Origin of the sequence: Streptomyces sp. NPDC053076 (genome assembly GCF_044546845.1) — a bacterium.
Taxonomy (GTDB): Bacteria; Actinomycetota; Actinomycetes; order Streptomycetales; family Streptomycetaceae; genus Streptomyces.
In genome coordinates this window covers 364,959-377,965 of the sequence record NZ_JBITZL010000002.1, presented here as the reverse complement: position 1 = coordinate 377,965, position 13,007 = coordinate 364,959, and the positions used below count along the sequence as shown (strand labels likewise).

Genomic DNA, 13,007 nt, shown 5'->3' with positions numbered 1-13,007 from the left:
CTCGGCGCTCTGGCCTTCCGCTCCGTCCTGACCTTTCTCGGCGTTCAGGCCCGTCTCGGCGTTCAGGCCGTCCCCGTCCTTTCGGCCGTCCTCGTCCCTTAGGCCGTCCTCGCCCCTTCGGCCGTCCTCGTCCCTTCGGCCGTCCGCGCCGCTCGGTTCCCTCTCACTCCTCTCCCCGCTCTCACCCCGCTCGCTCGTCACGCGCGCGTGGCGTCCGCCGCCGACGTCCCGGCTCTCACCTCGGCCCTCTTCGTGGCCGTCGCCGTCGTCCCCGGCCCGCTGTCCGGAAGGCTCACCACTCCTGCCCTCGCCCTCCTCCTGGCCCTCGGCCGCACGCCGGCCCTCCTCCTGGCCCTCGGCCGCACGCTGGCCCTCCCCCTGGCCTTGGCTCTGGCCTTGGCTCTGGCCTTGGTTCTGGCCTTCGGAGCGGCTGATGACGGCGGGCCGGAGGTCCGCAGTGCGGTCGGTGCGGGAACGGTCGGCGCCGCGAGGTTCCTTCACGAGGCTCAGACGCACCTGAGGGATGCCGCCGGTGCGCTCGGCCGTGTCCATGGCGCCCGAGCCGGTGTGAACGCTGTGTTCCGAGGACCCGGTGTCGCCGCTGCCGCTGCCGTGGTCGGTGCGCCTCATGTGGTCGGTGTGCTCCGTGTGGTTCTGGTCAGTGACGGCGGTCACCGGTCACCTCTCCTTCTGCAGTACGGACAGCGCGGCGATGAGTTCGGCCTGGGGCTCGGGACGGACGTCCAGGGCGTCGAGCGGCGCGAGGCGCCGCTCGCGTTCGGCGTGCATGACGCGGTCCACGTGCTCGATGAGCAGCCGTCCCGCCCGGTCGCGCAGCCGCAGCACGCCGTGCGCGCCGAGCCGCTCGGCGAGCCCCTCGCCGGCGGTACGCGCCCTGCGCCCGCCCAGCACCGCCGTGGCGACGAGGGCGGCGACGACCTCCGGGTCCGGTGCGCCGGTGCGCTCCAGGACCCGCACCTCGTCCTCGGCGTACTCCTCCAGTTCCCGTCGCCAGCGCCGGGCCGCGAGCCCGATGCGGTGCTCGGCGCTCTCCAGCGAGGTGCCGCGACCGGCGAGCTCCGGGGCACCGGCGGCGGGCTCGCGCCGCCAGGCGTCGTCGACTCGTTCGTCGGCGGCGGTGACGGCGCACAACAGCAGGGCGGCCAGGCTCTCCACGAGGGCGTCGAGGAGTTCCCCGGCGGTGCAGTCCAGGGGGAAGGCGCGCCACCGCTTGAGGGCGTCCCCGGCGAGTACGGCGCCGGCCTGGAGGCGTGCCCGCACGCGCGCGTGCTCGCTGTCGTAGGCGCCCTCCACGGCGGAGGTGAGCCGGAGGGCCGCCGCGTACTGGGCTGCGGCGGCGCTGGCCAGCTCGGGCATGCGGGACTTGAGCGAGTCGAGCAGGCCGTGGGCCGTACGGGCCATGACGTGCTGGCGGGCGGCGGCGTCCTGGGCGTGGTGGACGAGCCAGCTCTTCAGGGGTGCGACGGCGGTCGCGGGCAGCAGGCCGGCACCCCAGGCGGACTCGGGCAGCTCGGGCACGGTGAAGCGGGGTACGTCGCCGAGGCCGGCCTTGGTCAGCAGGGCGCCGTACTGCCGGGAGACCTCTGAGACGACCTGGTGGGGTACCCGGTCCAGGACGGTGATGAGGGTCGCGTCGTACTCCTTGGCGGTGCGCAGCAGGTGCCAGGGGACGGCGTCGGCGTAGCGGGCGGCCGTCGTGACCATGATCCAGATGTCGGCGGCGCAGATCAGCTCCGCGGCGAGGACGCGGTTGTCCGCGATCAGGGAGTCGACGTCGGGGGCGTCGAGCAGGGCGAGCCCGCGCGGGAGGGAGTCGACGGTCTCGACACGCAGCACGCGCGCGGGCTCCTCGTCCTGGAGGAGGAATTCGTCGGTGGGGTCCCGGTGGGGGGACCACACGCGGGTCAGTTCGGGGAGCACACGCATGCCGCTGAACCAGTGATGGTCCTCCGGATGGCAGACGAGGACCGGGGTCCTGGTGGTCGGCCGGAGCACGCCCGCCTCGCTCACCCGCCGGCCGACGAGGGAGTTCACGAGCGTCGACTTGCCCGCGCCCGTGGAGCCGCCGACGACGGCCAGCAGCGGCGCCTCGGGCCGCCGCAATCGGGGCACGAGGTAGTCGTCGAGCTGCGCGAGGAGTTCGTCGCGGTTGGCACGCGCGCGTGGCGCCCCGGCCAGGGGGAGCGGAAAGCGTGCGGCGGCAACACGGTCGCGCAGACCGGAAAGTGTGTCGAGCAGCTGAGGCCGTACGTCCAAGGTCACCACATGTGAAGAATGCCCAATTTTAGGGGAATTCTGAAGCATATGGACATGTCTGCGCGCCGACGGAACAGAAAGGACAGATGGGATGACCGGGACACGGGCGCTGTCCAGGCATAACGAGTGCACAACACCCGGTGCGACAGGCGGCAAAAGCGGTGCGCGATTCGCACCTGCCTGCGATTATCAGGACCGCTTCACCGAACCTCCACATTGAGCCACGGAGGGGAAGCGACAGGGTCAAGGATCCGGGAGCCCTATCCTTGTCCCCGGCAACGTCACGGATCGACCCTCACAGGGCACCAGGCACGAGGCCACCCACCGGCCCCCGTAGCTCAGTGGATAGAGCAGGCGCCTTCTAAGCGCTTGGCCGCAGGTTCGAGTCCTGCCGGGGGCGCCCTCTGTGACCAGCGAAAACGCCCCGCAGGGGATCTCCCCTCCAGGGCGTTTCGCGTCTCTGACGGCAACGCTGACGGCAACGGGCCCGTCACTCATCGTCGGCGAGCAGGCTCCCCAGCTGATCCAGAGCGGCACGCTTCTCGGTCATGTCGGCATGCGCATAAATGTTCATGATCACGTCCAGGGCGCTGTGCCCGACGATGTCGCGAATGATGTGCGGCGGGGCGCCAAGGCCGAGAAGCAGCGTCACGCAGGTGTGCCGGAGGTCGTGGAGACGCACGTCCAGACTGAGCCTCTCCCGGATCGGGTAGAAGTGCCGGTTCAGGTTCCGGGGCTCGATCGGGGTCCCCCGTCTGGGGGTGAAGACCAGACCGGTTTCCCGCCACTGCTCCCCCGCCACCCGGCGCTCCTCGTCCTGGCGCACACGGTGCCGGCGGAGCGCGTCGACGCACACGACGGGGAGGGGTACGGGCCGCTCCGAGCGACGCGCCTTGGGCGCGGTCAACGTCAACTCACCGTTGACCCGCTGCAGGCCGTACGGATCTCCAGCGGCGATCCCCCCTTCAGGTTTACATCCGACCAGTGCAGCGCCAGCAGCTCACCACGCCGCAGACCGAGGTACAGCGCGAGCACGTAGGCCGCACTCAGGCGGTCGTCGCGCACGTCACCCAGGAGCTTCTTGGCCTCGGTGACGGACAGGCCGCGGCCGACCCGGTACCGGGGAGTCTGCAGCTGCACGAGCTTGGCGAGGTTGCGCTGCACGAGCTCCTCGCGAACCGCGTGCTGGAGGGCGTTCCGCAGCACCGCGTGAAGATACTGGACCAGGCGGGGAGACAGCCGCCGCTCACAGCATCGCTTGGGGGTGGCGGCACAGCAGCGGCGCGCGCCGGCCGGACGGGCGACGTCACGCTTCTGCGCCAGTCAGTACCAGACGGGGCGCCGCCGATCTGCGGGATCTTGGCGAACATCACGGTGGCGGCGGAGGTGTCGACGGGGACCTGACGCGCGGTGGATCACTCCTCTATAGGTGCTGAACTCTATCACTCATGTACATGAGCACCATGAAGAAGTGTGTATTACTCCTATACATGAGTCAACCTCCCGCGAAGAAGAACTCGCAGCGGGCTGGACGGAGTTGAGCGTGTGTCAGTCCTCAGCCGGGATCTTGTACTCGAAAACGAACTGGTCAGCGGCCATGAGGGTGTCGCAGACCTCGACCACCCGCCCCTCGGTCGTACGCGCCTCACGGATCAGATGAACCAGCGGCGCACCCGCGCTCAGCGCGAGCTCGGATGCCTCCGCCTTCGAGGCCGGACGCGCCTGGAGGGTCTCAACGAACTCGGCGAACTCGTGTCCGTGGTCTTCTAGTCGGGCGTAGATGCCACCCCCGCCAGGGTTCTCGGCGAACAGCTCGGGGATGTCCTTCACGACGTCCCATGGGAGGTACGACGTCGCCGTCTCGACGGGAGTGCCGTTGCGGAAGTAGAGGCGACGCCGGGCAAGCACCTGGGTGCCGGCGGGGACGGCCAGTCGCCGGGCGGCATCCTCTGGGGCCTCCATGGGACCGATGTACAGGACGCTCACCTTGGCCGTGGCACCAGACTGCGCGAACTCGGCAAGGTAAGCGGCCTTGCCACCACTGCGATGCGAGCGCCGGAAGCGATCGGAGGACCGATGCCGCACCGGCGGGCGATCCTTCACGATCGAGCCCTTGCCGTGCCGGGTCTCCACGAGCCCGCTGGCACGCACCTCAACCATGGCCTTGCGAATCGTGCCGCCCGAAACGCCGTAGCGCTCGACCAGCTCGGACTCGCTCGGCACCATCTCACCAGGCTTGAGGACACCGGCCCGGATCTGCTGGACGATTTCCTCGGCGATCTGTACGTACCGAGGTACGGACCTCTCACCTCCTACCGCGGTTCCCATAGTCCTTCTCTTCCTCCTATGCTCCTGTACATGAGTAGCAGCGCCCAGGAAGGCCAGTCAACGCCACTGCACTCCGTGTCTGTCGCCGGTGTGGTGGTGCGCGAGGACGGCCGACTCCTGGCGATTCGCCGCGCGGACAACGGCACTTGGGAACTTCCCGGCGGCGTACTCGAACTCAAGGAGACCTCAGAGGCCGGCGTCGCCCCCGAGATCCTGGAGAAGACCGGCATTCACGTCGAGGTGGACGAACTGACCGGGGGTCTACAAGAACACGACCCGGGGCGTCGTTGCCCTGGTCTTCAGGTGCAAGCCCTCCGGCGGGGCCGAGCGCACGTCCAGCGAGTCGACCGCCGTCGACTGGCTCACGCCGGAAGAAGTGTCGGAGCGCATGTCGGAAGTCTTCGCCGTCCGCCTCCTGGACGCACTGGACAGCGATGGCCCGCACGTACGCAGTCACGACGGCAAGCACCTACTTCGCCGATAGGGGGCGGTCATGACGGCGGAGAACACCTCGGCCAGGGAACCCAGCCATCTCGCCGAGTCGAGAGGCGTCTACGGGTTTCTCGACGAGATACGGCAACGCCCTGGCATGTGGGTGCGTCACCGCTCCCTCCAGCACCTGGACTCAATCCTGATTGGCTACAGAGTCGCGATGGAAGTCCACGGCGTCCACGAGGACGACTTCCCCTTCTGGGGTGTCGACGACCGAGGCCCGTTCGAAGAGTGGCTGCAGCAGCGTCGCGGCCAGCACAGCGCTCTGGGATGGCCGGTCGAGATCGAGCGTGACGCCGAAGCAGCGGGCGTACCAGCGATCGAGCTGTTCTTCAGCCTCCTCGACGAGTACCGAGCCGAGCAGTCCCGGTCTGTCGAGTCTCAGTTGATGATTGACGGGTTGGCGTCGGGTGATGCTTGACGTCTGCCCTAGACGATCTTCCGGCGGTTGTGTTCGCCGGACTTGCGGACCACCACCTCCTTCCTGGTGACACGGGGAACGGTGGTGATCAGCTCTTGGCCGTGGAAGACGCGGATGGTGTCCTCGCTCAGGTGGGCGGTGACGACCTGGTGGGCATAGCCGCGGCCGAGCTGGATGCGTTGTCCGGCGACCATGAAGCCGCCGACGCTGCTGACCGTCCGCTCGGCGATCTGCTCGGCGGGCGGAGGCAGCAGCGGTGGCGGCCCGGCCGGACGCCCGCCTTGCAGGCGCCCGCAGGCCGAGGGCGGCAGCGGGCTGGGCAGGGTGGCCTGCAGAACACGCTGCTCGTTGAGGACCTGCAACACTTTGCCGTCGAGCCGGAGGGTGACCCGCAGTCCGGCGAACGGCCAGCCGACCAGGACCTTGTCACCGCCCAGGCCGACGTAGCCGAGCGCATTCACGGTCCGGTCCACCTCCACCGCCCCCTTCGTGTCCTTCACCGGGCCGAGGTCGTCCGCCCAGGGGCCGGCAGGTCGGGCGTCTCCGCCGGCCAGCAGGGCTTTAAGGTCCCGGCCGGACAGCTTCGAGGGCAGCGTCTTGTGCCGGCCGCCGCCGATGAGGACGTGCAGCCGGTTCACGTCGATCCGCAACGTCACCGTGGTGCCGGCCAGCGCCGGGCCGAACCAGATCTGCTGCCCACGCAAGCTCGGGTTCCCCGACGCGGGAACCACCCGCTCCACCTCGATCGCGCCGACCTCGCCCTCGGCCATCGGCCAGGAAACCGGCTCGGCCGCAGGCAGTGGAACATCCGGAGCCGGGACCGGGTCGAGGCGGGCGGGCAGGACCACCGGCAACGCGTCCTGCTCGGACCGCGGCCTGGGAACGAAGCGACTGGCCGGGACGGCCATGTCCAGGGCCTGATGCGGCCGCATCCGGTTGTAGTCCTCCAGCCAGGCATCCACCACCGCCTGCGCTGTCGCCAGGTCGACGAACGGTGCATGGCCGTCCAGGAGTTCACGCCGCAGAGTCTGGTGGAAGCGCTCGATCTTCCCCGTGGTCGTCGGGGACTGCGGCTTCGTCAGCCGGTGGGTGATGCCATTCTCCCGGCAGATCCGGTCGAACATCGACTCGCCCGGCTTGCCGGGACTGAAGCGGGCGGTGAACTGCTTGCCATTGTCGGTCAGCACCTCTGCGGGCACTCCGAACCGCACCAGCGCCTCACCGAAGGCCAGACACACCACCCGGGCCGTGGCCCGCTGCACCACCTTCGCGATCACCATGAACCGCGAGTGGTCATCGATCCCGGTGACCATCTTGCACTCACTGCCATCGGCCGGCAGGACGCCGCCGACGATGTCCATCTGCCACAGCTCCATCGCCGCCGACCGCTCCCACCTGCGGTAATCCGACCGGCGACGCCTACGCACCCCGGGCTCGACCAGACCGTTGCGGACCAGGACCCGGTAGACCGTCGCCCGGGACGGCACCGGCGTGATGCCCCTGCGCTCCGGCTCGTGCACCAGCCGCCGGGGACCCCAGCCGGGATGCCGGCGCCGTAACTCACACACCACCGCCTCCACCTCCCCGGCGATCCGGTGCGGACACGAGGCCGGCCGGTGCGACCGGTCCGCCAGCCCCGGCAGACCCGACTGCCCGTACTTGCGCACCCACGAGTGCACCGACTGCCTCGACACCCCATACCGGGCCGCGACTTGAGTGACCGGAACCCCCGCGGCGACCTCCATCACCGCGTGATACCGCTGCTCGACCACGCTCAACTCCACCAGCACGGCCCCGGCCCTCCCTGCACGCGAATACGACGCGCACAGCCAAGCCGAGGCAAGCGGTGTCAAGCATCAGGCGAAGCCACAACGTCAAGCATCAACCGAGACAAGACACAAGCGCCTGATCCCAGCGGGATAAAACCTTCTCTCCATCATCGAGCCCCGGCTGCGCTCCGCTCCGCCGGGCGCGCTTCCCGGCTCCGCTGCGCGCCGCGCTCCTGCCTTCGGCCCGCTCGCGCGCGCTGCGCCGACGCGCGCCCACGTGTGGATAGGGCCGGGTGGCCATGAGTCGATCACCGCATAGCGCGGCAAAGCTCAAAGAAGTGCCTCCGGCGGGGGCGCTCAGGCTCCGAGATGGCGGGGGCGCCGTTCGCGAGTGCCGGCCGAGTTGTGGCGTGCGCGGGGAGCTCCCATCCCGTCTGCCATCGACCCAGGCGAAGCCGAGCAGACGCGGCCCATGGCGTCCAGGTCGTTCGTACAGTGGCGCGCTCCACCTGGACGCCAGGAACCACGTCTGCTCCACGGTGTGTGGGTCGACGGCGTACGGGATGGAAGCGGGGGTGAGTGGTGGGTGCTGGGGGTGCGCATCGAGATCGAGGGCGACATGGTCACCCTGGCACCACCGACCGACCCTACGGCGATCGACCATCATCAGACTTGTGTGACGTTCGCCACTACTAAATCGGGACGAAGGTTGTGTAGCTACACGCATCTATGGCTGCGTTAGGGTGGGGTTGGCAGAGCTTGTCAGTGTGGTGTGATAAGGCGACGCAAAGGTGCAGGTCAAGCGGTCACTGTCTCGTAGCTAGAGGTAGCTCAAGTTGACCCTAGTTAGCCTGAGTTGGCCTGCGGGGACCGCCATGCCAAGGACTCGGGCTTTGCCTCGGCGGAAACGTACTGTCGCGGTCGTGCCCTACCGTTGGAGCACCAACACCGAAGGGCGCGCCCGCCTTTGGCAAGGGGAATCGGGCGCGCCCTTCTGACAACCAAGGAGGACGTATGCCCATCCTGGGCTTCGGCGGACTGTCGGTGCTTGACACCCACCTGCTTGACACTGTCGCACGCGGGCGTCACAGTTTCAAGAAGATCATGATCCCGCTGGCCGTGGTCGTGGCGTGTGTGATCAACGCCGACGCGGTGACCGCTCTCGTTCGCCAGGCTACGTGGCTGGTGGTCGCCCTGATCGTTCTGATCGTCGTACAGGCGATCGCTGCGCGCTTCCCGCAGTCGCGTGTCAAGCCCGTCGGCATTGCCTGACATCGACAGCTGACACCAACAGCGGCGAACACGACCGGACGAGAGCGGCTCCCAGCGGTCGGTAGGCCCTCCTAGGGCTGGGATTCTTCCAGCCCTCAGGGAGCCCTTGATCGACCTGATAAGGATGAGGCCAGACCTCAAAGCTTTCACCTCGTACGGGCGCCGTCCTCACGGTGGGGCGGCGCCCGTCGCCTTGCCTCGGTCCCAAAACTCCAGCCCGGAGCCGCTACGCCGCACACGTTCCCAAAGAGCAGGTCGCCCTGGGCATGTCATGCGGCATCATGCGCGTGTGGAGATTGCTCGCTTAGTGCTCGACTACCTCAAGGTCATCATCTGGCCCGCTGTGACCGTAGTAATCGTTTACGGCTTCCGAAGCCAGCTCAGAGACCTCATACGCAGAGTTCGGATGCTGAGCGCGCCAGGTGTTGACGCTGAGTTCTCCAACGAGGTCATCGCTGCCAGCGCAGATGCAGAGGTGGCGGTACTGAACAATCACCTTGGGGGTCCCGACCAAACTGAGTTGCCGCCCGCACTCGACCACGGGGCACAACCCGCGGCGCCGCCTGGGGCAGATTCCACCGGCCGGCCACAGGGCTCGTTCGTCCGCGCTTACTACAGGGTGGCTCCAGACGACGACCCTCTCCTGACCCTCGCAGAGACGCACTCAAACGCCGCAGTCGTCGCAGCCTTCCTAGGAGTAGAGGCCCAGCTGCGACGACTTGAAGATCAATATCTACCGGCATCACGATTTCGGTTGCCGGTCAGGCGCCTAGCCGAGCGACTAGACCTGCCCCCCGACATCAGAGCATCGATCATCGAGCTAAGCCAAGTGCGCAACGAAGTCACCCATGGCCAACGCTACGCTGTGACTCCTGAGGCGGCCCGTACTTATGTCCGCAGCTGTCGAGAGATGATCGATTGGCTTGAAGAGCGTGGGCACCAGCAGATGATGTTCGACCTCGATTAGGCAGGCACGGGCCGCAGGCCAGAGACCTAGCTGTCCGTCTCAGTTTCCGTCTCATTCAGGGGTGGACGCCGACGTTCAGGAGAGTTCGGCCGTCGGCTGTCGTTGAACGGCCGGACGGACATAGACCCAGGTGAACGCCCCGGCATCAGGCCAGCCAGACCACCAACAGACTTGGAAAGCGTGTTGACGCAACCGCTGCCTAACACCAGCTCAGAGTGCTCACACGGCGCCTCTCTGGGCGCGCCGCCGGGTCAACTGTTCGTCGATATCATTGATGAAGAGAGCGAGGAGGTCCCCCTCCTTCACCTGCCTGCCGCTGTGCCCGAAATCTCGGCGAATTGCGGACAAGAGTTCCTCGAAGCTAAATATCGTATCCTCAGCTTCGGGAACTTGCGCTTCCCGCTTAAATTTTGACCAGGCAAGCAGAACATCGTCGGAAGCCCACGTAATTAGATCTGGCGTGATTTCCCGCAGGAACTGTGCCACTTCATCTGCGTTCGAAGAGTCGGGGTTCATGACCGTCCTCATGAGCCCACTTACGAGCCTGGTGTAGACGGGGATTTTACTGGCTCGAATTTCTGCCTCGACGGACTTCCGGCGTTCGAGGTAGCGTCCAATGACCAATGTGGCAACGGTTACGAGAACCGTTGCCATCGCCGTTACGGCTGCAGCAGCAACCGTAGGGTTCACGCCATGGAAAACTTGTCGCCCCACGTACCTCGCCAAGAAGGCTACGCCCTCCACCGCACCAAACAGCAGGGCGGCAAGGACTGCGAGGCTACCTATCCCCTTGATGAATGCGCGCATGGGTGCACTGTGGCACGACGCCCAGCGTCGACGAGACGAATCGGCGGCAAGAGCCGGTGGTCTACAGCCGCCTCGGGCCTTCCGGTACCCACCCGGGCAGGAGGCCGCGCGGAGCTGGCGTTCCGTGGCCGCACCACAAGCGCACCAGATCGAACGGGGAACAGCGGGGAACCACGGTGAAGACCAGCGGCGCCGACGACGGCGCAGAGCAACCATCAGCGCAGGTCAGCGTCTGAATCGACCGCAACTGATCTCAGCTTCCCAAGCTGAGGGCGCGCACCCTGTCTACGGCGACGGTCGCCGCAGTCCAAGTTCTCTCTGCTAAGCGATGGTGGAACCGCTCGGGGTGGTTTGGGCGTTTGAGCTGTGTGAATGGGGCTGTGTTCCTAGGCTGGATCGCCTGTGGCCGTGAAGATCGGGGGACAAGTGAGCACCGAGATAGTGCAGTTGGTGGAGCAGGCGGGGCCGTATCTGTCGACTGCGGTGGGCGCGTACGGGGCGGCGGTGTTCTCTCGGGCGGAGAGCGCGGCGGTGGATGCCACGGCGAATCTGGGGCGGGGCATCCTGCAAGCGGTGTGGCGCCGCCGTGATGCGCAGGGCCGGGCGGAGCTGGAAGCCGCGGTCCAGGACGCGGCCGAGGCGCCGGAGGATGCGGACGCTGCGGCCGCTGTGCGTCAGCAGGTCAAGCGTGCGTTGCGCGAGGACGCCGAGTTGCTGGCCGAGCTGGCCCGGATACTGCCCGCGGCCGGGGAGACGGTGAACGTGACGGCCTCGGGTGAGCGGTCGATCGCCGCGAAGACCATCGGCACGGCCGTCACCGGAGACCACACGACGATCCAGCCATGACAGACGGTGCGGTAGCCGGGGGCGGCGGTCTGCAGGCGACGGGCGCCCGGTCCATGGCGGTGGGCGGTGATGTCGGTGTGGCGATCACCGGGGACGGGGCCCGGGTGGTGGTGCTGCCGGCCGAGGCGGTGCGCTGGGCCAGGGAGGTGGAGGCGCCGCCGGGGGCCGGGAATCTGCCCGGGTCCGCGTCCGGGGTGTTCGTCGGACGCCAGGACGAGCTGGCCGAGTTGCGCCGGCTGCTTGCCGCCGAAGGGGAGGCTGCGGTCACCCAGGTGTCCGGGACGCGGGCGATTCATGGGCTGGGCGGGATCGGCAAGAGCACGCTCGCCCTGCACTACGCCCACACCTTCCGGCGCACGTACACGCTGGTGTGGTGGATCAACGCCGCGAGCACCGAGCAGATCGTCACCAGCCTGGCCGCCCTGGCTGTGCGGCTGTGCCCGCAGTGGGCCGCCACCGTAGGGGTGCAGGAGCGGGCGGCGTGGGCGATCCTGTGGCTGCAGTGGCATCCCGGTTGGCTACTCGTGTTCGACAACGTCGAAGACCCCACCGACCTGCGCCACTACCTCGGCACGCTCCCGGACGGGCATCACCTGGCCACCAGCCGCATCGCGACCGGCTGGCACGCCATCGCCCCCGCCATGCCCCTGGGCCTGCTGGATGCCGAGGCGGCCGTGGGCCTGCTGTGCACCCTCGCCTTCGGGCCGCAGCACACCCTCACACCACAGCAGCGCCGGGACGCCGCCGCCCTTGCCACCGACCTCGGCTACCTGCCGCTGGCGCTGGAACAGGCCGGCGCCTACCTCTTCGAGACCGGCACCTCGCTGGCCGATTACCGGCAAATGCTGGGGCACGTCATGGACACGGCTGCAGGCGGGATCGATCCCGAGCGGAGCATCGCTCGGATCTGGCACCACACCCTGACCGCCATCGAACGCCGCGACCCCCAGGCCGTCACGCTCCTCGACGCCATCGCCTGGCTGGCACCCGACGACATTCCCCGGGCCATGCTCGCCCCGCTCTGCCCCGACCCGCTCACCCTCGGCGAGGCCCTGGGCGCCCTGCACGCGTACAACATGATCGCCTACAGTGCCGACCGCCAGGACGTCAGTGTCCACCGTCTCGTGCAGACCGTTCTGCGCCACCGACCCGCCACCGACCCCGACGGCTACCCACCCGGTCGGCGAGACGCCGAACACCTCATCCAGCAGGCCCTGCCCGACGAGGACACCGACACCTCACGGTGGGAGCGGCTCCTTCCCCACGTCGTTGCCGTCGCCGATTCCACACCACCCGACAGCCCGGCATCGACCGAAACGGCGGGCGCCTATCATGCCGCCGCTCAATACCTGTACCGCCAAGGGCGCGACTCCCACACCATCCCCCTGCGCAAAACCACCCTCGCCCAGTACGAGCAGATCCTGGGCGACACCCACCCCTACACCCTGGCCAGCCGCAATAACCTCGCTCGCGCCTACCGGGTGGCGGGGGACCTGGAGCGGGCCATCCCCCTGTACGAGGCCACACTCACCCAGCGCGAGCAGGTCCTGGGCGACACCCACCCCGACACCCTAATCAGCCGCAACAACCTCGCCTACGCCTATCAGTCGGCGGGAGATCTGCAACGGGCCATCCCCCTGTACGAGGCCACACTCACCCAGCGCGAGCAGGTCCTGGGCGACACCCACCCCAACACCCTGACCAGCCGCAACAACCTCGCCAGCGCCTACCAGTCGGCGGGAGATCTGCAACGGGCCATCCCCCTGTACGAGGCCACACTCACCCAGCGCGAGCAGGTCCTGGGCGACACCCACCCCAACACCCTGAC

At 68.1% G+C, this 13,007-nt stretch carries 11 protein-coding genes, 1 tRNA gene and 1 pseudogene; 7 read left to right on the top strand and 6 right to left on the bottom strand.

Annotation, left to right across the window (positions count from 1 at the left end; translation table 11 throughout):
* Positions 1–678: 678 nt before the first annotated feature.
* Positions 679–2,286, bottom strand: a complete 1,608-nt coding sequence (locus ACIGYR_RS08995; RefSeq protein WP_391845444.1) for a dynamin family protein — start codon at positions 2,284–2,286, stop codon at positions 679–681.
* A 318-nt stretch (positions 2,287–2,604) separates the two neighbouring features.
* Between ACIGYR_RS08995 and ACIGYR_RS08990 the strand changes: the two genes are divergently transcribed.
* Positions 2,605–2,677: transfer RNA gene (locus ACIGYR_RS08990), tRNA-Arg, on the top strand.
* Between the two features lie 90 nt (positions 2,678–2,767).
* Here the strand turns inward: ACIGYR_RS08990 and ACIGYR_RS08985 are convergent.
* From ACIGYR_RS08985 to ACIGYR_RS08975, 3 genes are all read right to left on the bottom strand, one after another.
* On the bottom strand, positions 2,768–3,184 hold the full coding sequence (locus ACIGYR_RS08985; RefSeq protein WP_399596138.1) for a tyrosine-type recombinase/integrase: 417 nt from the start codon (positions 3,182–3,184) through the stop codon (positions 2,768–2,770).
* Between the two features lie 2 nt (positions 3,185–3,186).
* Positions 3,187–3,483: a hypothetical protein gene (locus tag ACIGYR_RS08980; RefSeq protein WP_399596140.1), complete on the bottom strand. Its 297-nt coding sequence runs from the start codon at positions 3,481–3,483 to the stop codon at positions 3,187–3,189.
* A 342-nt stretch (positions 3,484–3,825) separates the two neighbouring features.
* A complete protein-coding gene (locus tag ACIGYR_RS08975; RefSeq protein ID WP_399596141.1) occupies positions 3,826–4,605 on the bottom strand; it encodes a GntR family transcriptional regulator in 780 nt (259 codons plus the stop codon).
* An 18-nt stretch (positions 4,606–4,623) separates the two neighbouring features.
* On the opposite strand from ACIGYR_RS08975, the pseudogene ACIGYR_RS08970 reads away from it, so the two are divergent.
* Positions 4,624–5,089, top strand: a pseudogene (locus ACIGYR_RS08970) (NUDIX hydrolase).
* Between the two features lie 9 nt (positions 5,090–5,098).
* Entirely contained in the window at positions 5,099–5,518 is a 420-nt protein-coding gene (locus ACIGYR_RS08965; RefSeq protein WP_399596143.1) for a hypothetical protein, read from the top strand.
* Between the two features lie 8 nt (positions 5,519–5,526).
* On the opposite strand, the gene ACIGYR_RS08960 is transcribed toward ACIGYR_RS08965, so the two are convergent.
* A complete protein-coding gene (locus ACIGYR_RS08960) occupies positions 5,527–7,296 on the bottom strand; it encodes an IS481 family transposase (protein ID WP_399596533.1) in 1,770 nt (589 codons plus the stop codon).
* Positions 7,297–8,301: 1,005 nt separating this feature from the next.
* Here ACIGYR_RS08960 and ACIGYR_RS08955 point away from each other — a divergent pair.
* Positions 8,302–8,559, top strand: a complete 258-nt coding sequence (locus ACIGYR_RS08955) for a hypothetical protein (RefSeq protein WP_399596144.1) — start codon at positions 8,302–8,304, stop codon at positions 8,557–8,559.
* A gap of 289 nt (positions 8,560–8,848) precedes the next feature.
* Entirely contained in the window at positions 8,849–9,526 is a 678-nt protein-coding gene (locus tag ACIGYR_RS08950; protein WP_399596146.1) for a hypothetical protein, read from the top strand.
* A gap of 219 nt (positions 9,527–9,745) precedes the next feature.
* Here the strand turns inward: ACIGYR_RS08950 and ACIGYR_RS08945 are convergent, their stop codons facing one another.
* A complete protein-coding gene (locus ACIGYR_RS08945) occupies positions 9,746–10,333 on the bottom strand; it encodes a hypothetical protein (RefSeq protein ID WP_399596147.1) in 588 nt (195 codons plus the stop codon).
* Between the two features lie 402 nt (positions 10,334–10,735).
* Here ACIGYR_RS08945 and ACIGYR_RS08940 point away from each other — a divergent pair, with 402 nt between their 5' ends.
* A complete protein-coding gene (locus tag ACIGYR_RS08940) occupies positions 10,736–11,179 on the top strand; it encodes a hypothetical protein (protein WP_399596148.1) in 444 nt (147 codons plus the stop codon).
* Positions 11,176–13,007 (top strand): tetratricopeptide repeat protein (locus tag ACIGYR_RS08935; RefSeq protein ID WP_400014181.1); only part of this gene is annotated, 1,832 nt, incomplete at its 3' end. The genes ACIGYR_RS08940 and ACIGYR_RS08935, both read left to right, overlap by 4 nt.